This window comes from Streptomyces cirratus (assembly GCF_014650775.1).
Classification (GTDB): Bacteria; Actinomycetota; Actinomycetes; order Streptomycetales; family Streptomycetaceae; genus Streptomyces; species Streptomyces cirratus.
Map to the genome: position 1 here is coordinate 25,159 of NZ_BMVP01000024.1, position 23,209 is coordinate 48,367.

The following is a 23,209-nucleotide window of genomic DNA, read 5'->3' on the forward strand; positions in this document are numbered from 1 at the left end:
CATGTTCGGAATGCCGGTAAATCCCTTTGAGCTCTCCGAAGAAGCGCTGAGCCGAATATCTGCCGATGACTCATGGGCCCCGATCGAGACGGAGATTCCCAACGTCGATGCCAGGTTGATTCGCCATTTCCTCACGCCGGCTGAAGTGGAGGTGTTCGCGGCCGAACTGGCTGCCCAGCGCTTTGTGCCGGTGGGTCGAGACGGCATTGCCGCCAACTATTCAGAGGGAGATCCGGTCGGTCATCTCCGTGCCACGGCTGACTCCATAGCTTTGGCAGCAGAGTTCTACCGCAGGCTGCGGCCGTTTCTGTCGTTTGAAGTGGGATCGGACGATCCGACGGATTCAGACGGAAGGCCCTGGAAGCCGACGGCCGTCAATCCGCGTATGCGCTTCATCACGTACGAACACGGCGGACTTCTTGTCCCGCACTACGATTCGCCCTATTTCGCCCCCGATGGAAGGCGAACTCTCCTGACGGTGGGCGTTTACCTGTCGTACGAGGCAGTGGGCGGAGAGACACGGTTCATCGCCGACAAGCAGAACGATCTCCCATTTGTGCAACGCGACTTCTCGGACTGGCCCCGGCTCGCACAGCCTGAGGAAATATTGAGCACCCACCGCCCCGAACCGGGCGATGCGCTCCTCTTCTGGCATCGGACGCTTCACGACTCGGCCCCAATTCTTGAGGGCACGAAAACAATTCTCAGAACCGATGTGCTCTACGAGCCCATAGATGTGCCGTGAGCAACAGCAAGCCCACCGCCGCACAAGAGGCCCAGGGACTGTACATCGTGTTTGCTTGACAGACCCGTCGCCGTCAGGGGAGGCAAGTTGTCTTTGGACGAGCATGGACGGGGACAGAGGGAGATTGCGGGGACCGGGGGCCTTCTGCAGGGCGCAGAGGCTGTGTCAGTGGCCCCTGCCATCCTTCTTCGATGATCAACGAGTACGAGAAGCTCCTGGTGCTCAGGGCCGCGCCGGGGAATGATGCAGCCCTTGGCTGCTGCCGTAGGTTGCGGCAGAGCCAAGGGCTGCACACGGGGCGAAGTCGGGGTGGTCAGGTGCCGATGGTGGTGGCGTAGGCGAGGTATCCGATGCTGTCGTAGACGGCGACGGCAGGGACGGAGACGGCGTTGCTGGTGTCGGGTACCTGGGCGAAGCCGGACCAGGTGCCCCCGCTCCAGGCGCTCTTGTAGGTGTTGCGTCAGGTGGCGCCGTTCATGCCCTGGACTGCGCAGACCGGGTCTTCGTTGAAGTGGTGGCCTTGGGCGAGGGCGGGGCCGCGGCGGTGGTGCCGCCGAGACTGACCCCGCCTGTCCAGGAACCGGCGGGCTCCGTGATGACCTGCGCGCTGCCGTTCAGCGCGGTGACGGCCACGCGGGTGTTGCTTCCCCCACTTCCGCCTCGAGGCCTGACAGTGCATCACAGAAGTTTGACGGCTACCGCGCACTCCTGTTCACCGCGACTGGCGCCGGCGAGCGGCTGCTGGTGCAGACCCGGCGCGGAACGCTGATCCAGGACCGCTTCCCCGACCTCGTCGCCGCCGGGCAACTGCCGGACGGCCTGGTCCTCGACGGTGAACTGGTCGTCTGGGACACCGCAGCGAGCCGGCTCTCGTTCGGGTACTTGGCGCTCGCGCACGGTAGGTAGCTCCCGTGCGCGGTAGTTGGCCAGCAGGATGACGCCTCGCAGCGATTCTCGTCGTTGATCACCGCGTGAACACGATGAAGCGCGCATGCGCGACCCTTCTCCTCGCCGGGGCAGCTGTCTCCCTGGCCACCCCCGCCATGGCGGACACGGGCCCGTTGGGCCTGCCGGGTGGCGTCTCGATGGCGTCGCTGGACGCCCGGACCCCCTTGCCCAACCGGACCTGGACCACCAACACCAGGAACCAGAGCTTCTCCGCGCAGCAGAACGGCCTGCTCAACCTCGCCAACAGCGGCAACGTCTGCGTCGGCCTGCTCGGGCTCCTGGCGCCCTCCACCCCCTGCACCAACAGCTGAGTACTCGCCCCTGCGTGTGCCCTCTCCCCTCTCGCGGGGCGAGGGCTCGGCGTGTTTCTGCCCGTCACAGTTGCCCTGCGGGACGGACGGGCAGCAGGGGCACGCCCAGGAAGAGCGACCCTGCCGACGTCGAGTTGAGCATCGCAGCCGTCCGGGCACCCTGACCGGCGCGCACCGTGACAGACTTGTGACTGAGCGCTGCGGTTGGTCCTTGAGTGCGGTGCTTGGCCTGCTGGGCGTGCTGGTGGGCCCGCAGGTTGGCGTGGCCATGCGTCCACCTGCGGTGTTTGCGTTGTGGTCGGGGTGCTGCGTGGGATCCCCGGAAAAGGGTGACGTGTTCTGTCAGTTCTGGCATGAAGGATGGATGACATGAACAACGAAGACATCACTACCCGGAACACTCAGGACGCCGTGCAGGCCAGCCCAGCGGGTCTGCTTGCGGGGCAGGTTGCGCTCGTGGCGGGTGCTACCCGCGGGGCGGGCCGGGCTCAGGCTGTGGAGCTGGGTCGGGCCGGGGCGACCGTGTATGTCACCGGCCGTACCACCCGGGCCCGGGTTAGCGAGGTTGGCCGGACAACCGAGACCATCGAGGAGACCGCCGAACTCGTCACCGCAGCGGGCGGCGCCGGGATCGCAGTTCCCACCGACCATCTCGACGAAGTCCAGGTGCGCGCCCTCGTCGAGCGGATCGACCGGGAGTACGGGCGGCTCGACATTCTCGTCAACGACCTGTGGGGCGGCGAGCACCTTCTGGCCACCTCGGTGTTCGGGAAGAAGAGCTGGGAGACACCGCTCGCTGACGGTCTGCGGATCCTGGAGCTCGGCGCGCGCTCGCACGTGATCACGGCGGCGCTGCTGCTTCCGCTGCTGATCCGCTCCGACGCGCCGCTGCATGTGGAGGTAACCGACGGCACCGCGCACTCCAACCGCCGCTACCGGGAGAACATCTACTACGACCTGGCGAAGAACGCCCCGATCCGCCTCGCGTTCGGGCTGGGGCAGGAGCTGGCGGAGTACGGCGGCACGGCGGTCGCGGTCTCGCCGGGCTTCCTGCGCTCGGAGCAGATGCTTTCCCACTTCGGTGTGAGTGAGGAGAACTGGCGTGACGCGATCGCCCAGGAGCCGGCGTTCGCGATCGCGGAGTCCCCGCGCTACTTGGCCCGTACGGTCGCGGCGCTGGCCGCCGACCCGGACCGCGCGAGGCGGTGGAACGGCAAGTCCACCTCCAGCGGGGAACTCGCCAGGGTGTACGGGGTGACGGACGTGGACGGCAGCCAGCCGGACGCCTGGACCTACTTCGAGGACGTCATCTACGGCGGCAAGGAAGGCTCCCCCGAAGACTACCGCTGAGCCTCGGCTTCCTCAGGTTCCCTCTCCTGAGGGTCGGCCTGGTAGAGGGCGGCCAGGGCTGCTGCGCGCTCACGGAAGCGGGCGCGCAGGCAAGCCGGGCCCAGCACCTCGGCGTCCGCGCCGAGCCGGGCCAGCTGGTCGAAGGCGACCTCCTCGGACTCCGTCGGCAGGTCGAGGGTGACCTGGCCGGCGGCGTCCGGGGCGCTCGCGGACGCGAGCGCGTCCACCACGGCAGCCCCGTCCACGACTGCGGGCAGCCGCCGTAGGCTGCAACGTGTCCTCGACGCTTTCGCCGCCCTGATCGACCGAGACGCAGACACGGAAACATCGACATCAGCGCAGCAGCACGACGCCATTGCCCGGATGAAGCGTGGCGGTCCGGCCAGATCGACGTCCAGCCAGACGCAACTTCTTCGCATTAAGCTGGGTGCATGAGTTCCCGAGCGACCACACGCCCCGGCGGGCGCAGCGCCCGCGTCCAGCAGTCCGTGCACCAGGCCGTCCGAGATCTCGAGGCGGAACTGGGGCGGGACGCGCTCACCGTGCCACTGATCGCCGCCCGCGCGGGAGTCACGCCGTCCACCGTCTACCGGCGCTGGGGGGACCTGCGGGAACTGCTGTCCGACGTGGCCGTCGAGCGGCTGCGCCCCGACGCCCCGCCGGCGGACCACGGCAGCCTGCGGGCGGACCTGGAGGCGTGGGCGGTGCAGTTCGCCGAGGAGATGTCCTCGACGGCGGGCCGCACGTACATCCGTGACGCCCTGCTGGGCGACCCCGAGCAGGGCAACGCGGCTCGCTGCTCCGACTACGCCGCCGAGCAGTTGAAGGCCCTTGGGGTGCGCGCGGCCGGGCGCGGGGAGGCCGTGCCTGACGTGGAGACCCTGCTGGACGTCGTCGTCGCCCCTCTGATGTATCGGATCCTGTTCCGCCCCTCGGACCTGTCTGTGGCCTACACCGATCACCTGGTGGGGGTGGCGCTCGGTCGCAGCGCGCCCCTCTCGCCCCGCTAAAAGCTAAATATTTGCGTTGTAGAGTGACGTGGGCCTAGAGTGCTTAACGCAAAGCATTCGCCTTAAGGTTCGGAGGTGCCTCCATGACCAGCGTCACCGCCCGGCCCTCCCGTCCCCGCTGCCTGCCCGTGCTGAGCCACCGCGGCGCGTTCCCGCTGCACGCCTCGGCCCTGATCGCCCTGCTGGCCGCCTCCAGCGCACCGACCCCGCTCCGCGCTCTGCCAGGCAGCCTGGCACTTCTCGGCCATGCCGCTCACCGTCGTGTTCAGCGCCTCCGCGCTCGCCCTGTTGACCGCGGGGAGGCTCTCGGACCACCTGGACCGTCGCCCGGTACTCGCCTGGGCGCTGCTGACCGAGGTCCGCGATGGCCCTCTTCGCCATCGCCCAGGGGGTGCCGTCGCTGATCGTCGCCCGGGTCCTGCAGGGCCTGGCCACCGGCGTGGCCACCAGCGCCGCCCTGCTCGACTTCGAGGACCCCGAGCGCCCGGGCCGGGCGACGGCCGCCAACGGCATCACCCCCGTGGCCGGCATGGCGCTCGCCGCGCCCGGCATCGTCGCCGCCTCACGCTGACGGCCGCAGCGGCCTGGCCGGCTATGCAGCCCGCCCGCTGCCCGCCCGCACCGTGAGCCTCGCCGGAACCGCGCTCCTGATCCCGGGATCCCTACTGACCCTGCGGCCTCGTCCGCGCCGTGCGCCGGCCCCGCGCCGCCTGACCCGGCCCGACCTTTCCAACCCCGCCCGCCCCACCCGAAAGGGCCCACCCGATGCGCATCACCACACCCCGTCAGGCCACCCCCCTCACCACCCCCGGATGGAGCCTCGGCGACATCGCCGTACGCCGCGTCGACGAGATCGAACTGCCGCGGGAGACCGGACCCTGGTTGCTGCCGGACGCCACCAAGGAGGTGCTGGACCAGGCGCCATGGCTGCGCCCCGACTTCGCCGACGCCGACGTCCCGCGGCTGGCGAGCCACAGCTTCGCGGTGGAGGCCGGCGGCCTGCGGATCGTCGTGGACACCGGCATCGGCAACGCCAAAAGGCGCGCCAACCCGGCCTGGAACGGTCTCGACACCGACTTCCTGGAGCGCCTGGCGGCGGCCGGCTTCCCGCCCGAATCCGTGGACCTGGTGATCACCACGCACCTGCACACCGACCACGTCGGCTGGAACACCCGCCTCGCCGGTGCGGACTGGGTCCCCACCTTCCCCAACGCCCACTACCTCACCAGCCGCACCGAATGGGACCACTGGGCCGCCACCGACCTGGACGAGGCGCGCAGTCAGATGTTCCGCGACTCCGTCCACCCCGTCCGCGACGCCGGGCAGTACGACCTCGTGGACGTGCCCGAGCAGGGGCACGAGGTGGCGCCCGGCGTCTTCCTGGTCCCGGCCCCGGGCCACACCCCGGGACAGGTCGCCGTGGAACTGCGCGGTGGCGACCGCCGGGCGCTGATCACCGGCGACAGCATCCACCACCCCGTGCAGCTGTCCCACCCCCACGTGCACAGCTGCGTCGACACCGACCCGGCCCAAGCGATCCGTACCCGTGCCCGGCTGCTCGACGCCCTGGCGGACACCGACGCGCTGCTGCTGGGTACCCACTTCCCGCAGCCCACCGCCGGCGCCGTCCGCCGGGAGAACGGCCGCTACCGGCTGCTCGCCGAGCACGGCCGCGAGATCCCGGCCACCGCGGCCTGAGCACGCGGCCGAGGCGGCCCGCCGCCCCGCGCGGCCCCCGAGCAGCTGCGGCGCCCCCCAACTACCTAAAGCAAAGCATTGGCCTTTACGGCCTCGATTACTCCACCCCTCCCACCTCGACCGAGAAGGAGAACATCCGTGTCCACCGTCGAACTCACACCGCCGGAGGCGGCCCGGTTGGCCGCCCGCGCCGGACTTGTACTGCCTGCCGAACGCCACGCCGCGGTCGCCGCGGTCGCCAACCACATCCACGGCGTCGTCGCGGTCCTGCGCGAGCTGGACTTCGCGGACGTCCCGCCTGCCGCCGCCTACCGCGCCGGACAGGAGCCGCACGATGCAGCCGTATGAGCTGCCTCTCGCCGCCGCTGCAGACGCGATCCGCGCCCGGCGACTGTCCCCCGTCGAACTGGTCGACTCCGTCCTCGATCGCATCGAGAAAGTCGAACCGCACCTCGGCGCCTACGTCACGGTCACCGCGGAGCAGGCACGCCGGGCGGCGAGCGAGGCCGAACACGAAGCGGCGCACGGCCGTTACCGGGGACCGCTGCACGGCATCCCCATGGGACTCAAGGACCTGATCGACGTCGCCGGGATGGCCACCACGGCCAGCTCCCGGGTGCGCGCCGACCATCGCGCGACGACGGACAGCACGGTCGCCGCACGTCTGAGCGAGGCCGGCGCGGTCCTGATCGGCAAGACCCACACCCACGAGTTCGCGTTCGGCCTGACGACCCCGCAGACCCGCAACGCCTGGGACCGCGGCAGGGTCGCCGGTGGTTCCAGCGGCGGCTCCGCGGTCGCCGTCGCATCGGGCACCGCGACTTTCGCCCTGGGCACCGACACCGGCGGGTCGATCCGGGTGCCCGCCGCACTCAACGGGGTCGTCGGCCTCAAACCGACCTACGGTCTCGTGCCCCGCCACGGTGTCATCTCCCTGTCCTGGTCGTTGGACCACGTCGGCCCGATCGCCCGCACCGTCGAGGACGCCGCCCTGGTCCTGACCGCACTGGCCGGACACGATCCGCGCGACCCCGCCTCGCTGTCCGTGCCCGCCACGGACTACCGGCCCGGTGCCGGCACGGACCTGACGGGGCTGCGCATCGGCCTGCCGCGCACCTACTACTTCGACCACGTCCACCCGCGGGTGGAGGCCGCCGTCCGGCACGCCATCGGGCAGCTGGAAGCCCTGGGCGCACGGCTCGTCGAGGTCGACATCCCGATGACCCGCTACATCCAGGCCACCCAGTGGGGCCTGATGGTGCCGGAGGCCGGGGCCTACCACGAGGGCAACCTGCGCACGGTCCCCGAGCAGTACCAAGAGGACGTCCGCATCCTCCTGGAGGCAAGCGAGTTGATGAGTGCCGGGGACTACGTGCGCGCGCAACGCGCCCGCACGCTCATGCGCGCCGAGTGGGCCCGGCTGCTGGATCAGGTCGATGTGATCGCCGCCCCGAGCGTCCCGATGCCCGCGGTCGGTGCCGACGAGGCGACGGTCACCTGGCCCGACGGCGCCGTCGAGGGCGTCTCCGACGCCTACGTGCGCCTCTGCGCCCCCGCCAACATCACCGGAGTGCCCGCCCTGACCGTTCCGGTCGGCCACGACTCGGCCGGCATGCCGATCGGCATGCAGCTGCTCGGCCGTCCCCCTCGGCGAGCTCACGCTCCTGCGGGTCGGCCACGCCTACGAGCAGACGCAGCCGGCTCGGGGAATCGCCACAGCGGCCTGAGCGAGCGCCCCGGGCGGCGGGTTCTCGCCGGTTCTGCCATCCGGGGTGGGGGAGTACCGGCCAAGGGTTCGGCTGCTGCCGGGTCTGACCAGCGGGCGTCGAGGACCGGCAGGCCCACGCGTTGGTCTGAAGCCGCTACGAGCGCAGCACCGAGCCCGCAGGGGTCAGCAGCGGGCACCTGGCCGAGGTCCTCTCACAGACGGATCTCGCCCCAATCGTCCACAACGCCGAAGGGGGCGAGGGTTCGACGGCGATGACAGGTGCCCTCTGGCCCTGCGCGAGCTCCGCAGCCGCAGCAGCGCGCCACCCAGGACGAACCGTAAGGGGCGGCAGGTTCGCGTTGTCGGCGTGGTCGAAGGCCTTGGGGGAGAGAAAGGCAGCCTTCCGCAAGGGCTGCCCCCGACGATTCTCAGGGCTGAGATGCCGGGCGGCTCCCGGGAAAGCCGCTGCGCTGACCCTCGTCCTGGTTTTCCAGGTGGCGGCTCATGTCGAGCAGGTGATGGCGCAGCTCGTGCACGGTGTGTACGGCGACCCAGCGAAGAGAGCGTTCCTTGGGCTCGGGGTAGGTGTATACCAAGGTGCGCTCCCAATCGGCGGGAGACAGCCGGTCGAGGACGTCGCCGAAGAGCAGGGCCGCGTCTTGGAGCTGGCGCGCGACGTCGGCCGGATTTTGCCGCGCGTAGCCGTCGTGGTCGACCCGCTCGTCACGCCCCATGGACTCCGCGACCGGCGTGTCACGGCGCCGTGCGGCCAGCACGCGCTCCCTTTGGACGAGCAGCACGTCACGCATGTGACAGGCGTACTCGAGAGGTGACCACACCTGTGGCGAGGGACGCTGTCGCAGCGCCGACGGTGCTGCTCGCAACAGGCCCGCGCATTCGCTCGCGTGGCCCTTGGCGAGCATCGAGGCACGGGGGGCCAGGGCGAGGTCGTACTCGAAACCGCATTCCGCGCAAGCCGTCATGTACTCACGCTAGCAACCGCCCACAGCGTGTAGTCGAGCCGCTTTCCGCGTCGTCTGCGGCGATGTGGTCGCCCGCGTTGATGTCGCCCCTGCCTTGGTGTACTCCGGCAACGACCCCGCCGTGAGGCTGCCCCTCGTTGACACGGCACGGCATGCGGCCGGGAGCGGCTGCGCCTCGCATTCGCCGAGGACCCGGGGATGCACCGTCGGCCGGGACGTCCCTGCCTGGTCCAGGTGCCCGTGGACGCACCGGCCCCGGTGGTGGCCGCCGAAGCGATGAGCACCGCCCCGTCGACCTGCTGCCTGCCCTGGTGCCCGGGCAGCGCCGCGCGGCGGATGACGCGTTCAAGCGGCAGGCTCGGCATCCGGCCGCTGAACCGAGGCAACATCGCCGCCCGCGTCGTGACCACCCGCAACCTTCCATGGACGTGATCCATGCGGGAGCATCCTGGTGACGGTGGACGGGGGGTGGCGGACCATGGGGCGTGGACGGGGTGCGTGGGCCGGGTCGGCGGTAGCCGGAGGGGCCGCATTGGCGGCGGCCGTGCTGGGGCCGGTGACCAACTACGCCAGTGCCGCGGTGCCTGGCTGGGCGGCGCAGGCGTGGGTGATCTGGCCGGTGTTCGCCGTGCTGGTGGTGGTCAGCATCGGGCTGTTGCTGTGGGGCCGGCATCTGGATGCCGCAGCAAGGCCCCCGGCGCGGCTGGCACCGGTCAGCCGACTGGCCCGAGGCCGGCAGGCTTCGTTACGCCCCCCGCATGTTCAGCGTGTGCGGGGGCGTGAGGGAGAACTCGCCGTGCTCGCAGGCATGCTTCGGCGGCCCCGAGGCCGGTTCGCGGTGCTGTGCGCGGTCGGCGGGATGGGCAAGACGACGGTGGCCGCGCAACTGGCCACCCAGGCCGAGGCGGCGGGCTGGCGAGTGTTTTGGGTGCGCTGGCGCGACGGTGCCGAGCTGGCGCAGCAGATGGTGCAGGTGGCGCTGGCCTGCGGCCTGCCAGAGGCAGAGCTGGAGGCCGCGCGAGCGGGGCAGACGAGCCTGCCGGATGTGGTCTGGCGGCAGTTGGGCCGGGTGCGGCGGTGGCTGCTGGTCGTGGACAACGCCGACGAGCCGTACGAGATCGGCCCGGCAGGGGAGCCGGTGGCCGACTACCGCGGCTGGATCCGTCCTCACGGCCGGGGCCTGCTGGTGGTGACCAGCCGGGATGGCAGCGAGCAGACCTGGGGTCCGTGCGCACAGCTGCTGCCACTGGAGCCGCTGCCGGTGCGACCTGCGGGGCAGGTCCTGCTGGACGCTGCTCCCGCGGCCGGCACCGCCGAGCAGGCCCGGGAGCTGGCGGCGCGACTGGGCGGGCTGCCACTGGCGTTGCACGCGGCTGGCACCTATCTGGCCGGACCCACCAGCCGCTACCGCACCTTTGCCGCCTACCGCCAGGCCCTGGAACAGGAACTGCCGTTCCTGTTGGGAGCGGCGCACCCGAATGCCTCCCATCCGCAGGTCGCCCGCGCCGTGGTGCGGCGCACCTGGGAGGTGTCCTTGGACCAGCTCGCGGGGGAGGGCAACGTTCTGGCCCGACCCCTGTTGCGACTGCTGGCCCTGCTGGCTCAGGCTCCCGTCCCACTGTCCCTGATCACCCCGGACCTGCTGTCCGTCGTCACCGGACACGACGTCACCGCGGCCGCCCTGGAGGCCGCGTTCGCCGGCCTGCACCGCTACGGTCTCCTCGGCCTGCCCCACTCTCCCGGCAGCACCGGCCCGGCGTCGGGCAGCAGTGAGGGGGCGCAGGTGGTGCTGCATCCCCTGATCCGAGAGATCAACGCCGTCGCCCTCACGGCCGAGACCTCCGAGCTCGCCGTGTGGCACCGGGCCCTTGCCGAGCGGCTGACCACGGCCGTGCGCGAGGTCAACCAGCGCGGGCGCGCTGGTTGGCCTGCAGCCGTGCTTCTCGCCCCCCACCTGCCCCTGCTGCTCGACTACGCGGACCCGCGCACCGCCACACACCACCGCACCACTCTCAACGCGCTGGCGCAGGTGCTGCAGAAGGCCGGCGCTTTCGGTGCGGCGCGCCTGCTGCACGAGCGGGTCCTCGACGTCGAGACCCACATGCTGGGACCCGAGCACCCCGATACCTTGACCAGCTGCAACAACCTGGCCAATGCCTTGTTCGGAATGGGAGAGCCGGCCGAGGCAATACGCCTGCTGCGGCAGACCCTGGAGGACCGCACCCGCATCCTGGGCCCCGAGCACCCCGATACCTTGACCAGCCGCAATGACCTCGCATGCGCTCTGGACGGGACGGGTGAACATGCCGAGGCGGTGGGTCTGCTGCGGCAGACCCTCAACGACCGCACCCGTGTCCTGGGCCCTGAGCATCCGCATACGCTGGCCAGCCGGGACAGCCTCGGTCTCGCCCTGGGCGGGATGGGCGACCACGCACAAGCAGTGCGTATGCACCGGCAGACCCTGGAGGACCGCACCCGCATCCTGGGCCCCGAGCACCCGGACACCCTTGCCGGTCGCCACAACCTCGCTCTCGCTTTGACCAGTGCAGGTGAGCAGGCCGAGGCGATACAGCTGCTGCGCCGCACCCTCGATGACCGCGTCCGCATCCTGGGCCACGAGCACACGCACACCTCGAGCACCCGCAACGCGCTGGAGACAGCGTTGGCCATGTCCACCCAACGGCCACAGAGCCGGTGGTGGCACTGGCTGCGGCGCAGTAACGCCGCAGCCAGTGGCGGTTGAGGAGGCCGTGTATCCCCGAGCCGCCGCCAAACGTCAAGTAGCACTCTGTAGTCGCGGTGGGCCACGCATCGTTGCAGCACGTTCCAGGCGACGGGGTCCCGGGGTCAGTGGGTGTCAGGTACGGGCCGGGCCGGTGCCCGCGATCACCTCGGGCCGCAGCAGGGCAGTGAGTTGTTCGGCCGGCAGCAGGCCCCGTTCCAGGACGAGTTCGGCCACTCCCCGGCCGGTGGCGAGGGCCTCCTTGGCGATGTCGGTGGCGGCGGTGTAGCCGATGTGGGGGTTCAGGGCGGTCACCAGGCCGATGGAGTTCTCGACGGTGGCCCGCAGCATCTCGGTGTTGGCGGTGATGCCGCTCACGCAGCGTTCCGCCAGGGTGAGGCAGGCCGCGCGGAGGTGGGTGACGGACTTCGACAGCGAGTGCAGGATGACCGGCTCGAAGGCGTTGAGCTGGAGCTGTCCGGCTTCGGCGGCCATGGTGATCGTGATGTCGTTGCCGATGACCTCGAAGGCGACCTGGTTGACGACCTCGGGGATCACCGGGTTGACCTTGCCGGGCATGATGCTCGAGCCCGCCTGGACCGGCGGCAGGTTGATCTCGCCGAGTCCGGCGCGGGGCCCGGAGGACAGCAGGCGCAGGTCGTTGCAGGTCTTGGACAGCTTGACGGCGATGCGCTTGAGGACGCCGGACATCTGGACGAAGGCGCCGCAGTCCTGGGTGGCTTCGACCAGGTCGGGAGCGGTGACCAGGGGCAGGCCCGTGATGTCGGCGAGGTGGCGGCGGGCGGCCTCGGCGTATCCGGCCGGGGCGTTGAGACCCGTGCCGATGGCGGTGGCGCCGAGGTTGATCTCGTGGATCAGGCCGAGGGCCTCCGCGAGCCGGCTGCGGTCCTCGTCCAGCATGACGGCGAAGGCGGAGAACTCCTGTCCGAGCGTCATCGGCACGGCGTCCTGGAGCTGGGTGCGGCCCATCTTCAGCACGTCGTGGAACTCGGCGGCCTTGCGGGCGAAGGCGTCCTGCAGGACGGCCATGGCGTCGAGCAGGCCGCGCACCGCGAAGACGGTCGCGATGCGTACGGCGGTGGGGTAGACGTCGTTGGTGGACTGGCCGAGGTTGACGTCCTCGTTGGGGTGCAGGTGCCCGTACTCGCCCCTGGTGTGGCCCAGCAGCTCCAGCGCGCGGTTGGCGATGACCTCGTTGGCGTTCATGTTGGTCGAGGTGCCCGCGCCGCCCTGGATGACGTCGACGACGAACTGGTCGTGGAGCTTGCCGCCGCGTATTTCCTGGCAGGCGGCGACGATGACGGCTGTCTTCGCGGGCTCCAGCAGACCGAGTTCCCCGTTGGCGAGGGCTGCGGCCTCCTTGACGGCGGCGAGGGCGTCGATCAGGTGCGGGTAGGTGGAGATCGGCGTGCCGGTGATGGGGAAGTTCTCGGTGGCGCGCAGGGTGTGGACGCCCCAGTAGGCGTCGGCGGGGACGTCGCGGTCTCCGAGCAGGTCGTGTTCACTGCGGCTGGAGGCGGTCATGGGTGTGCGGGTCCTCTTCCTGAGGTGGGCGGATCGAAGGCGGTGGAGGTGGGCGGATCAAAGGCGGTGGACAGGGGAGAGCGGGAGTCAGGCGGTCGCGGCGGCCGGGGGGCCGGGCGGGTCGAGGGCCGCCACCGGGCGGACGTCCCCGACGGGTCGGCCGCCGCCGGTCACCGGCTCGCCCGCGAATCCGGAGAGCAGCCGGGGCTCGACTCCCGCACGTGCGAGGGCGGCGGCCGTCACCGCGGTACGTGCCCGGTCGGCCCCGTCGGAGATCTTCACGGCGATGGCCCGGCCGTCGGGGAGTGCGGCGACCTGGACGCCCTCGAAGCCGTCCTTGGCCAGCAGCCCGGGCACCACGCGCATCAGTCCGGCCGCCTCCCGCCCTGTGCCGGAAGCCATCTCCGGATGGGCGCGCAGCGCGCGTGCGACCCGGTGTTCGGCCGTGTCCGGCACCGCCGTGGAGATGCGGGCGGCGGCGCGGGCCAGGCCGTGCAAGGACACCGCGAACAGCGGGGATCCGCAGCCGTCGACGGTGACGTTCGCGACGTGCTGGCCGGTGAGTTCCTCGACCACCTCGGCGATCGTCCGCTGGAGCGGGTGGTCCGCATCGAGGTAGGTCTCCAGGGGCCAGCCGGACAGCTTGCACAGGTACAGCATCGCCGCGTGCTTGCCGGAGCAGTTCTGGGCGAGCCGGGACGGCCTACGGCCCTCACGCACCCAGGCGTCCCGGACGGCCGGGGCGTAGGGCAGGTCGGGGACGTTGCGCAGGTCGGCCTCGGTGAGGCCGGCCAGCTCCAGGATCACCCGGACACCCGCGAGGTGGTGCTCCTCGCCCGAGTGACTGCCCATCGCGAGGGAGAGCAGGGCCCCGTCGAGCGGCAGTCCCGCCCGCACCATCGCGACGGCCTGGACCGGCTTGAGCGCCGAGCGCGGGTAGCAGGCGGCTTCGATGTCTCCGATGCTCAACCGGACGCCGCCCCCGCTGTCGAGGACGACGACGGAGCCGTAGTGGACTCCCTCGATCACACCGCCCCGTATGACGTGGGCGACGGGGGCGTGCCGGGGCTCGCGGATCGCGGGTGCGTCCGCGAGGAAACTACTGCGCATCACTGCCTCGTTCTGTGGTGGGTCGCTGCTGACCGGGGGCGGCGACCGCCGCCCCCGGTCAGGAGGACGGGTGGCGTCCGGCTCAGCCGTCGCTCCCGGCGGCGGCGCGCGCCACGCGTCCGCGGACCGCGTACCAGCCGGCGACCAGCGCCGCGGCGATCAGCGGTACGCACAGCACGGTGGTGCGCGCGGCTCCTCCGTCGGCGTACATGAGGACCAGGACGGAGGCGAGGAAGGCCAGCGTCACGAGTTCGGTCCAGGGGGAGCCGGGCAGGCGGTAGGAGGGGCGGGTGAGTTCGCCGCTGCGGGTCTTCCGCCAGAAGAGGAGGTGGCAGAGCATGATCATGCCCCAGGTGGCGAGGATGCCGATCGCAGCGAGGTTGAGGACGATCTCGAACGCGTCCGCGGGGACCACGAAGTTGAGCCCGACGCCCAGGACGCACGTGCCGCTGGTCAGGAGGATGCCGCCGTAGGGGACCTGGGTGCGGCTGAGCCGGGCGGTGAAGCGCGGGGCGGAGCCGTTGACGGCCATCGAGCGCAGGATGCGGCCGGTGGAGTAGAGGCCGGAGTTGAGCGAGGACATGGCCGCGGTGAGGACGACCAGGTTCATCACGTCGCCGGCCGCGGGGACGCCGATGTGGGAGAGCACGGTCACGAACGGGCTCTGGCCGGCGCTGTAGCTGTTCCAGGGCATCAGCATCGACAGCAGGACGACCGAGCCGACGTAGAAGAGACCCACGCGCCACATGATCGAGTTGATCGCCTTGGGCATGATCTGCTCGGGGTTCTCGGTCTCACCGGCGGTGACGCCGACCAGTTCGACGGAGGCGTAGGCGAAGACGACGCCCTGGATGATCAGCAGCATGGGAAGCAGGCCGTTGGGGAAGACCCCGCCGTGACCGGTGATCAGAGCGGGGCCGGGCACGGCGCCGTCGACGGGGTGCCGGGTAGCCAGGAGGAAGATGCCGATCCCCATGAAGACGACCAGGGCACTGACCTTGACGATGGCGAACCAGAACTCCAGTTCGCCGAAGATCCGCACCGAGATGAGGTTCACGGTGAGGACCACGGCCAGGGCTATGAGGGCGATCACCCACTGGGGTACGTCGGAGAACAGGTGCCAGTAGTGGGTGTACGTGGCGACGGCGGTGATGTCGGCGATGCCGGTGGTCGCCCAGTTCAGGAAGTACATCCAGCCCGCGGTGTAGGCGCCCTTCTCCCCGAGGAACTCCCGGGCGTAGGAGACGAAGGCGCCGGAGGACGGCCGGTACAGGACGAGTTCGCCGAGCGCGCGCACGACGAGGAACGCGAAGATCCCGCAGACGGCGTAGGCGACGAACAGGGAGGGCCCGGCGTCGGCGAGGCGTCCGCCCGCGCCGAGGAAGAGCCCGGTGCCGATCGCACCCCCGATGGCGATCATGTTGACGTGCCGGGGTTTCAAGGACTTGCTGTAGCCGGTGTCGCCGGCGTCGACGTGACGGGTCGTGGGGCGCTTCTCGTCTTTGAGGAACTGCTCGCTCACGCCTCGGGTCTGCCTTCCGTAAGGGCGGTTGTGCGCTGGGGGCGCACGATGTCGGTGAGGGTCGTCTCGACCCGTAGCAGGTGGTGGGACATGGCTTCCACCGCGTCGTGCTCGCTGCCGTCGACCAGCGCCTCCAGGATCGCCCGGTGCTCGCAGTTGGACTGCTCGCGCCGGCCGCCCAGTTCGTTGAGGAAGGTCGACTGACGCGCCAGTGCGTCGCGGATCTCCTCGATGACGCGGCGGAAGACGGGGTTGCGGGAGGCCTCGGCCACCGCCAGGTGGAAGACGGTGTCCATCGCCACCCACGCGGTGGTGTCGGTCTCGTGCTCCATCCGGTCCAGCAGATGGCCCAGGTGGTCCAGGTCCTCGGGGGTGCGGCGCAGCGCGGCGTACCCGGCGACCGGGATCTCGACGTGCCGGCGCACTTCCAGCAGGTCGCTGGCGGCGTAGTCGCCGAAGGTGGGGTCCTCGACCGTGTTGGCCACGACGAAGGTGCCCTTGCCGCTCTTGGAGACGGTCAGCCCCATGGCCTGTAGGGCCCGAAGGGCCTCCCGCAGTACGGGTCGGCTGACCTCGAGGGTGCGGCACAACTCGGCTTCGGAGGGGAGCTTGTCGCCTACGGCGTACTCGCCGCGCTCGATGGCGCTGCGCAGGTGGCCGAAGACCGCTTCCATGGCGCTGACGCGCCGGGGAAGGGGGCCACCTGTCTGGCTGTCTGACAGGTTCACGCTGTGATCCTGCGGGGTGCGCCCCGGGGTGTCAAGACACCTGTGTCGGGAAAATCCGGCTCGGCGCGCTTCGCACCGCGCGCGCATTCCGTCCGGCCGCCCGGGCGGGACCGGTTCCTTCGGCGGAGCCCGTGGCAGCCACCAGGGCCTGCACGACCGGCGCGTCGACACCCATCTCCGGGTGCCATTGGACGCCCACGGCGAAGCGGTACCGGGTGCTCTCGATCGCCTCGACGGTGCCGTCCGCCGCACGGGCGGCGACGATCAACCCCGCGCCGAGGCGGTCCACCGCCTGATGATGGTGCGTGGCGACCTGGTGCGTCCCCGGCAGCAGGGCGCCGACCCGTGTCCCGGGCACCGTGGTCACGGCGTGGGCGCAGAAGTGGCCCCGATAGGGGTTGTGGCCGTCGTGGCCCACGCTGTCGGGCAGGTGCTGGATCAGGGTGCCGCCCTCGTGTACGTTCATCAGCTGCATCCCCCGGCACACCCCGAGCACGGGTATGTCGCGGGCGAGGCCGGCGGCCAGCACGGCCCGCTCCCACCCGTCGCGCTCGCGCACCGGCGGCCCGGTACGCGGATGGGGCACGGCCCCGTACAGTGCGGGATCAACGTCCTCACCCCCCGTCAGGATGATCGCGTCCAGCCGTTCGACCACGTCGGCCGCGGCCTCCGGCGCGTCCGGCGGCAGCAGCACGGTGCGTCCGCCCGCCGCCCGTACGCAGTCCGTGTACGCCGCGGGCAGCACCGCGGCGGGAAGGTCCCACTCGCTCCACTGCGCGTTGGCGAGGTAGGTGGTGAGTCCGATGAGCGGCGGCTGGGGCATACCACTTCCTTTCGGGGCATGAGGGGTGCCCGTCGACGGTTCCGTCCGCACGGCCCGCCGCAGCCTGCCCTGTCCACGGCAGGCTGCGGCGGAGGCGAGGGCGGTACCGGTGGAGGGCGCCGTGAGGGCGGGGGAGAGGGGTTCGCGCGGCCCGGGAACACAGGCTTGCGTTTTCTTGCCGCGAGCAAGAATCCTGCTGGCGTTCATCGTGAATCACAAGAAAACACATCTTCGCGACAGATAAGTGAGCCTTAACTCCGTGCACGGACTCGACCCCCGCCTGCTCGCCACTCTCGAAGCCGTGGTGAGACACGGCTCCTTCAGTGCCGCCGCACGCGAACTCGGCTACAGCCCGCCTGCCGTTTCCCAGCAGATCGCCGAACTCGAACGCCGCGCCGGTCTTCGGGTACTCGAGCGCCGCCCCGTGCGCGCCACGCCGGCTGGCGAAGTCCTCCTCGACGCCGAACAGGGCGTCCGCAGCACCCTGGCGGCGGCATCGGCCGAACTTGACGCCATGCGCGCCGGCACCGCCGCACGGATCCGCCTCGGCGCCTTCGCCTCGGCCGCCACCGGCATCGTTCCCCAGGCGCTGGCCCGGCTTCACGCCACCTACCCCCAGGTCCAGGTGAGCCTCTGCCAACTCGAACCCGAAGCCGGCTACAGCAGGTTGAAGCGCGGCGACATGGACCTGGCCCTCAGCTACGACTACGACTTCATCCCCGTCCCCGTGCCCCGGATGCTGCGCCGGACCCTGGTCGCCCGGGACCCGGTGGTGGCCGTCGTCCCGGCCGACCACCGCCTGGCTGACAGGGAGGTGATCGAACTGGCCAGCCTCGCCTCCGAGACGTGGATCGCCGCCCCGGAGGCCGCACTGCGCCTGGAACTGCTCTCCCAGATGGCGCAGACGCCCGGCTTCCAGGGCCGCCTGCAGTACGAGGGAGACGACTTCAACACCGTGCTCGGCTTCGTGGCCGCGGGCCTGTGCGTGGCCCTCATGCCACAGCTCGCCCTGCTCCGCGCCAGCCCCGGGATCGTCGCCCGTCCCCTGGCCGCACCCCGCCTGACCCGCTTCATCTATGCCGTCCGCATCGACACCCGGCACACCCCTCGCGCCGTCCTGGACCTCGAGGAGATACTCGCCGACCAAGCGCAGGCCGCGCTCTCCTGACGCCGCACGGCGCCCGCAGCCATAGGCGGCCGGCCCGCCGCCTCACCACGCGTCCACCCCGCCGGCCCGCAGCCCGCGGCACGGAAGGGGCGCCAACTGAGGGAATGAGATCGCACAGCGGCTCCCCGGCCCCCTTCCCGCAGACCGATCGGACTCCGCAGCCAGAGGTGAACAGCCTACGACGGCCACGTGAATTGCAGCCAACTTGACGCTGCTTGCACGCGCGTAGACCCCTCCGAGAGGCCAGCGTTCCCACTGCGTCCGACTATCGGACGCAGTGGCTGAAAGTTGAACTACCTTGCGGCGAGCGGACTACGTTGGCCGCGGTTGACGTTCCACCGAGAGGAAACCCCTCATGACCGCAGCCGACAGCGCGCCAAGAACGGCCCACATCCTCACCGGCTACCGCCCCGAGGACTCCTTCATCGCCGCAGAGCTGGACCCGCCACCAGCCGAGTACGTATGGCACGACGAGCACGCCGAACAGCAGGAACAGCGCTACGGCCCCGGAATGCGATACCAGCAGTGGCTGGCCATCGACCCCAACGAGGGCGCCGTCTGGTTCGGCGACACCAACTGGCGCGCCCCCCGGGAGCACCTCACCGGCCAACTCCCCGGACTTCCCCGCAGGGCACTCGGCGACGGCACCATCCCCGCCTCCGCAACCATGGTCCAACTCCTCAGCCACCTCACCCACGACCAACAGCAAGGCTGCACCTGGCGCTTCTTCACCGCCGAAGAACTCCACAACCTCGCACAGCGCATACTCCCCGCCGTGCAGCGCCTCGTCGACTCGATCCACCGCATCGGACCGGACGGCGAACTCGAATGGTCAGCCGAGGCCGCCACCGCCTGGGACGACATCGAACACGCCACCACCCCCACCCTCGACCCCTCCGGCACACTCCGCTGGCCCAGGCTGCGCACGACACCGACCCCTGCCTGGCGCGTCGAGGTCGGCGCCTTCCTTGCCGCCAACCCGGAGCTCTGCGACCCTTCCTGGGCCGTGGCCGCCGACGCCGAACTCGACGCCTACGCCGACTACCGCCCCGCCACCGGCTACGGGGGAGTACCGGGCAGAACCTGCCACACCGCCGAGAGGCACATCGAGGACGGCTTCACCTTCTACGGCCACCGCGCCGCCCTGTACGCCTACCGCGCTCAGGCATCCGGCGACCGCACCCCGACAGACGCCCGCACCTGGCTGGAGACCACGGAGACCGGCAAAAGCACCTGGGAAGCGGCCAAACCACCCGGAGCCACACTCGCCGACGTCCCCGACTGCGTGCTGAGCGACCTGAACGACAGGTTCCAGAAATCGGCGCGCGAACACGGGCTGGTCCTGACCGGACTCCATACCTACCTCCGACACCTGCGCGCCGAGGAACGCGCCGGCGTCGACCAGCAGCTCCTCTTCGAAGGCGAGGAAGTCGAACGTCTCGAAAACCTGCTCAAGGACTTCCGCGCCGGACGAAACCGCACCGTGACACGGATCCTGGCCTGGTCCGACGGACGCAGCGACGCCGAGATCGCCCGCTTGGCCTCCATGCCCGATGAACACGTCAGCCAGTGGCGAGCCCGCCTGAACGACGATCAGACCACCGCCCCACCCGGACCCTAAATCCACGTGACGGCCGCCGTGAAACGGGCAAGCAGGACCGGCCCGGCTCCTCGCCAAACCGTTCGACACCCTGCTCTGGATCGCGTTGGCTGGCCGCATGCCAGAACTGCGTACCGACCGGCTCCTCCTCCGCCCGTGGCGGGAGTCCGACCTCGAGCCGTGGGCGGCGATGAATGCCGACCCCGAAGTTCGAGAACACCTGGGGCAGCCGCTGACACGGGATCAAAGTGATGCCGCGGTGGCACTCATGCAGTCCGAGTTCGACCACCGAGGATTTGGATGGTGGGCGCTGGAGGTACGGCAGACCGGCCAGTTCATCGGCCGTGCCGGCCTGGACGCGGTCCACGAGGACATGCCCTTCACGGGAGTGGACATCGGCTGGCGGTTGATCCGCTCGGCATGGGGGCACGGTTACGCCACCGAGGCCGCCCTGGCCTGCCTGGCCTTCGGCTTCGAGGTCCTGGGACTGCCAGAGATCGTTGCGTCCACGACCACCGACAACGCTCGTTCCCAGGCAGTCATGCGCCGGATCGGCATGACCAGGGACGGAGCTGACGACTTCGAGGACCCGAGCGTGCCCCCAGGGCCGCTTCGCCAGTGTGTGCTGTACCGCATTACCGCAAAGATGTGAGCGGCCCTACAGCACGCGACAGGCGTTCCGGCCTTCATCAGCGACCGGGCCAACGGCGTGCGTCCCCGCGGCTCGCCCCGTTCGCGAACGGTGCTCGTGGAAGAGGCGTGATCACGTTGAGCTTTCGAAACCGAGCTCCGCCTGTGGCGGCCCGCCTGCGGCATCGCGGGACGGGGCGTCCCGGAGCTGGCGCCAGTGCGTCCGGTACATCACGACATACACAGCCCCGACCAGGGCAACCACTTGCATGCCGATGCCCAGCCACAAGAATGTCTTCTCGCTTGACAAGTGGTTGCTGAGGTAGCTGAAGTTCATGCCGAAGAACCCTGTCAGGAATGACAGGGGCAAGAAGATGACCGAGGCGATCGCAAGCTTGTTGATCACGAGGTTCTGCTGTTCGGCTACGAGAGAGGCGTAAGTGTCGGCTGCTCGCCTGGTCTCGTCCCGCAGCGAATCGATCTCCATCATCACCAGCCGCACGGTACGTTCGTGCATGCGGTTGAGCGCTTGCCGTTCCTCCGGAATATTCGGGTCCGCCATCCTGCGGTGGGTAAGCAGCTCCTGAGCGATTGCGGAGTAGGGAAGGAACGCCCGGTGCAGCTGGGCGGCGCGACGTCGCAGGTGGGCCAGTCGATGGACGGGCTGCGACACCCGTTCCTCGAACATCGCCTCCTCGACCTCCCCGACCTCCAGGAGCGATTGAGCGGTGGCCCTGCGGAAGACCTCCAGCATCCCGTGCAGGAAGAGGAAAACAGCCGTCCATCCGTTGGAAGGCCTGTCCTCCGGCAACCGTCCGATGAAGGACTCGATGAGTCCCACAGGGCCGTGGTGGATCGTGATGAGATGCGATTCACTGGCGAAGACGTGGACGTTCTTGATGTGGCTGCCGTCGACTACCGGTACGACGCCTCCGGCCATTCCTGCGTGGTACTCGGCCCGCACGGGTTCATTCCGTCTGCCGAGCCATTCCCACACCGCGTCATCCAGCCCGAGCACGCGGGCGAGTGATTGCTCGTCAGTCGGAGAATCTTCTCCCCGGTCGATGTCCACGATCACGAAGCCGGGTGCCGCAAGACGCTCACTGATCTCGGACAACTCTGCCCGCGTGACGACACCTTCCGGCATCGACACCACTGATACGATCATCGCCCCTCACGCCAAATGACGGTACTGCGCGGAAAGCGGGCCACCATCCCCCGTGTTGCCCAGCCGGATTCCGCAGGAAGCCCATCGGCTCAGGCCCACCTGCAACCGGCACGCTACCGCTCGATGCCACAATGGGCAGCGGTCCTGGCGGCCCGGCTCGCGGATACGCGCGTGAAGTCACTCGGTTCCCCCACTTCGCCCGGTATCCCCCACAGCTCATGCCGCTGCACGTGCCGTCTCCCGTCCCGCCGCAGCCGGCGCCGCGATGGGACTGGAGGAAGCTGCAGCGCGGCGCAGCTCCACACCTCTCCGGCCCGCCATCCGGCGGGGGCCGTCCAGTGCGGGTGGGTGCACAGGCGTCCGGACAGGGCGATCAGCCGGCGCCGTAGAACGGTGGAACCGGAGGCGGCCGGGCCTTGGGCGAGATCAGCGTATGTACGCAGCCACGCTTCTTGCAGGGCGAGCAGGTCATCGGGGAAACGGGACGGTGCTCTCGTGCGCGAGTCCTCTGCCTGTCAGTGCCCGTAGGTCTGCCGGCACAAGCCGGCAGCCGCGGGGCTGGTGACGCCGCGCGCCGCCCGGCACGGCCGTGCCATCTCCCGGGTCCCGGCCTCCGTCCCGGGGGCGGGCGGCACGGGCCGGTGTGGGGTGCGGGCGCTCGGCCGGGCCTTGGCTTCGGGCCGGGGTTTCGTCGCGGGGCGCGGGGCCGGCATCTGGGCAGCGCCTATCTCGCGGAGGCCGCGACGCTGGAGCAGCGCCGTGCGCTCAGTTCGGTCAGGGAGAAGAAGGCCCGCGCGCTGAAAGCTGAGCTGAAGGCGGCGGAGAAGCTGCGCAAGACCCGCTACACGCGCCACGACCACGGCTGCCGCGCCCGGCCCGCGGCGCACGGTCACCTCCTCTCAAGCCGAGGCGGGAATCGCCCGGTCCAGGGGCGCGGATCCGGCGGCCCGGGCGCTCCCGGACTTGATCCCTCCCCGGCCCCAGGCTTCCTGGGGCCCGTCCGGTTGTCCGCCCTCGCCGCGCGGCCGGCCTGCAGACGGATGCCGGGCAGGCAGCCGACGGCGGAGCGCCGGGAACGGCTGATGTACGTGACGACAGCGGGGAGCGTTGAGCGATGGTGTCTGCCGAGCGGCAGGGACGGGGCTGCCTCGTGAGCGGGAGGACCACTTCATGCGCCTGCCGGGCGTCCAGGGGGTCTCCACGCGTGCGCTGCTCATGGTCCGGGAGAACATCCGTGTCGCGATCGAGCGATGATCTGTATCTATGGGCAGGCGGGCCGGGGCAAGTCGTTGGCTGTGAACACCTGGCTGCGTGAGCTCGCGCCGAAGCTGAGTACCTGATCCTGAGCAATACATGACAGGAAGTCGTGGTGACCAGTAGCCGGCTCCGGCAGCTTGGGTAGAGCGTGACCAGGTAAATCCAGTGGGTCACGACGCCTTT

At 70.2% G+C, this 23,209-nt stretch carries 22 protein-coding genes and 1 pseudogene; 14 read left to right on the forward strand and 9 right to left on the reverse strand.

Features of this window, described 5'->3' with window-relative positions:
- Nucleotide 1 precedes the first annotated feature (1 nt).
- The 4 genes from IE207_RS31110 (at nt 2) to IE207_RS31125 (ending at nt 3,354) form a co-directional block, all read left to right on the forward strand.
- Nucleotides 2–745: a 2OG-Fe(II) oxygenase gene (locus IE207_RS31110; RefSeq protein WP_229874194.1), complete on the forward strand. Its 744-nt coding sequence runs from the start codon at nt 2–4 to the stop codon at nt 743–745.
- Between the two features lie 744 nt (nt 746–1,489).
- Nucleotides 1,490–1,651 carry a hypothetical protein gene (locus IE207_RS31115; protein ID WP_190187689.1) on the forward strand — a complete coding sequence of 54 codons (162 nt, stop codon included), beginning with the start codon at nt 1,490–1,492 and terminating at the stop codon, nt 1,649–1,651.
- 65 nt (nt 1,652–1,716) lie between these two features.
- Nucleotides 1,717–2,004, forward strand: a complete 288-nt coding sequence (locus tag IE207_RS31120) for a hypothetical protein (protein WP_190187690.1) — start codon at nt 1,717–1,719, stop codon at nt 2,002–2,004.
- Nucleotides 2,005–2,373: 369 nt separating this feature from the next.
- On the forward strand, nt 2,374–3,354 hold the full coding sequence (locus IE207_RS31125; protein WP_190187691.1) for an SDR family oxidoreductase: 981 nt from the start codon (nt 2,374–2,376) through the stop codon (nt 3,352–3,354).
- On the opposite strand, the gene IE207_RS34360 is transcribed toward IE207_RS31125, so the two are convergent.
- Nucleotides 3,345–3,773 carry a WCX domain-containing protein gene (locus tag IE207_RS34360; protein WP_190187692.1) on the reverse strand — a complete coding sequence of 143 codons (429 nt, stop codon included), beginning with the start codon at nt 3,771–3,773 and terminating at the stop codon, nt 3,345–3,347. The genes IE207_RS31125 and IE207_RS34360 overlap by 10 nt on opposite strands.
- A gap of 12 nt (nt 3,774–3,785) precedes the next feature.
- Here IE207_RS34360 and IE207_RS31135 point away from each other — a divergent pair, with 12 nt between their 5' ends.
- From IE207_RS31135 to IE207_RS31155, 5 genes and pseudogenes are all read left to right on the forward strand, one after another.
- Entirely contained in the window at nt 3,786–4,364 is a 579-nt protein-coding gene (locus IE207_RS31135; RefSeq protein ID WP_190187693.1) for a TetR/AcrR family transcriptional regulator, read from the forward strand.
- 364 nt (nt 4,365–4,728) lie between these two features.
- Nucleotides 4,729–4,935 (forward strand): hypothetical protein, encoded by a 207-nt coding sequence (locus IE207_RS31140; protein ID WP_190187694.1) that lies wholly within the window; start codon nt 4,729–4,731, stop codon nt 4,933–4,935.
- A gap of 194 nt (nt 4,936–5,129) precedes the next feature.
- Nucleotides 5,130–6,062, forward strand: a complete 933-nt coding sequence (locus IE207_RS31145) for an MBL fold metallo-hydrolase (RefSeq protein WP_190187695.1) — start codon at nt 5,130–5,132, stop codon at nt 6,060–6,062.
- A gap of 138 nt (nt 6,063–6,200) precedes the next feature.
- The gene (locus IE207_RS31150) at nt 6,201–6,410 is read left to right on the forward strand and encodes a hypothetical protein (protein ID WP_190187696.1); all 210 of its coding nucleotides are present in this window, start codon (nt 6,201–6,203) and stop codon (nt 6,408–6,410) included.
- Nucleotides 6,397–7,789, forward strand: a pseudogene (locus IE207_RS31155) (amidase). The gene IE207_RS31150 and the pseudogene IE207_RS31155 overlap by 14 nt, the downstream one beginning before the upstream one ends.
- A 409-nt stretch (nt 7,790–8,198) precedes the next feature.
- On the opposite strand, the gene IE207_RS31160 reads toward IE207_RS31155, so the two are convergent.
- A complete protein-coding gene (locus tag IE207_RS31160) occupies nt 8,199–8,753 on the reverse strand; it encodes a DinB family protein (RefSeq protein ID WP_190187697.1) in 555 nt (184 codons plus the stop codon).
- A 198-nt stretch (nt 8,754–8,951) separates the two neighbouring features.
- On the opposite strand from IE207_RS31160, the gene IE207_RS31165 reads away from it, so the two are divergent.
- Together IE207_RS31165 and IE207_RS33905 are read left to right on the forward strand one after the other, a co-directional pair.
- Nucleotides 8,952–9,185: a hypothetical protein gene (locus IE207_RS31165; protein ID WP_190187698.1), complete on the forward strand. Its 234-nt coding sequence runs from the start codon at nt 8,952–8,954 to the stop codon at nt 9,183–9,185.
- 124 nt (nt 9,186–9,309) lie between these two features.
- Nucleotides 9,310–11,496 carry a tetratricopeptide repeat protein gene (locus IE207_RS33905; protein ID WP_268250219.1) on the forward strand — a complete coding sequence of 729 codons (2,187 nt, stop codon included), beginning with the start codon at nt 9,310–9,312 and terminating at the stop codon, nt 11,494–11,496.
- A 114-nt stretch (nt 11,497–11,610) separates the two neighbouring features.
- Here the strand turns inward: IE207_RS33905 and aspA are convergent, their stop codons facing one another.
- The 5 genes from aspA to IE207_RS31195 all read right to left on the reverse strand — a co-directional run bounded on the left by aspA (nt 11,611) and on the right by IE207_RS31195 (nt 17,203).
- The gene (gene aspA, locus IE207_RS31175; protein ID WP_190187699.1) at nt 11,611–13,020 is read right to left on the reverse strand and encodes an aspartate ammonia-lyase; all 1,410 of its coding nucleotides are present in this window, start codon (nt 13,018–13,020) and stop codon (nt 11,611–11,613) included.
- Between the two features lie 87 nt (nt 13,021–13,107).
- On the reverse strand, nt 13,108–14,130 hold the full coding sequence (locus IE207_RS31180) for an asparaginase (RefSeq protein WP_190187700.1): 1,023 nt from the start codon (nt 14,128–14,130) through the stop codon (nt 13,108–13,110).
- A gap of 82 nt (nt 14,131–14,212) precedes the next feature.
- Nucleotides 14,213–15,652 carry an amino acid permease gene (locus tag IE207_RS31185; RefSeq protein WP_190187701.1) on the reverse strand — a complete coding sequence of 480 codons (1,440 nt, stop codon included), beginning with the start codon at nt 15,650–15,652 and terminating at the stop codon, nt 14,213–14,215.
- Nucleotides 15,649–16,380 (reverse strand): FadR/GntR family transcriptional regulator, encoded by a 732-nt coding sequence (locus tag IE207_RS31190; RefSeq protein ID WP_190187702.1) that lies wholly within the window; start codon nt 16,378–16,380, stop codon nt 15,649–15,651. Before IE207_RS31190 ends, IE207_RS31185 begins: the two co-directional genes overlap by 4 nt.
- Nucleotides 16,381–16,411: 31 nt before the next feature.
- Nucleotides 16,412–17,203: a gamma-glutamyl-gamma-aminobutyrate hydrolase family protein gene (locus IE207_RS31195; protein ID WP_190187703.1), complete on the reverse strand. Its 792-nt coding sequence runs from the start codon at nt 17,201–17,203 to the stop codon at nt 16,412–16,414.
- 259 nt (nt 17,204–17,462) lie between these two features.
- Between IE207_RS31195 and IE207_RS31200 the strand changes: the two genes are divergently transcribed.
- The 3 genes from IE207_RS31200 to IE207_RS31210 all read left to right on the forward strand — a co-directional run bounded on the left by IE207_RS31200 (nt 17,463) and on the right by IE207_RS31210 (nt 20,623).
- The gene (locus IE207_RS31200; protein WP_190187704.1) at nt 17,463–18,371 is read left to right on the forward strand and encodes a LysR family transcriptional regulator; all 909 of its coding nucleotides are present in this window, start codon (nt 17,463–17,465) and stop codon (nt 18,369–18,371) included.
- Nucleotides 18,372–18,726: 355 nt separating this feature from the next.
- Nucleotides 18,727–19,992, forward strand: a complete 1,266-nt coding sequence (locus IE207_RS31205) for a hypothetical protein (RefSeq protein WP_190187705.1) — start codon at nt 18,727–18,729, stop codon at nt 19,990–19,992.
- 97 nt (nt 19,993–20,089) lie between these two features.
- On the forward strand, nt 20,090–20,623 hold the full coding sequence (locus IE207_RS31210) for a GNAT family N-acetyltransferase (protein ID WP_190187706.1): 534 nt from the start codon (nt 20,090–20,092) through the stop codon (nt 20,621–20,623).
- Between the two features lie 111 nt (nt 20,624–20,734).
- Here IE207_RS31210 and IE207_RS31215 read toward each other — a convergent pair whose 3' ends face one another.
- The gene (locus tag IE207_RS31215; RefSeq protein WP_190187707.1) at nt 20,735–21,769 is read right to left on the reverse strand and encodes a magnesium transporter CorA family protein; all 1,035 of its coding nucleotides are present in this window, start codon (nt 21,767–21,769) and stop codon (nt 20,735–20,737) included.
- A 113-nt stretch (nt 21,770–21,882) separates the two neighbouring features.
- The gene (locus tag IE207_RS34395; protein WP_506004952.1) at nt 21,883–22,236 is read right to left on the reverse strand and encodes a DUF8825 domain-containing protein; all 354 of its coding nucleotides are present in this window, start codon (nt 22,234–22,236) and stop codon (nt 21,883–21,885) included.
- Between the last annotated feature and the right edge of the window lie 973 nt (nt 22,237–23,209).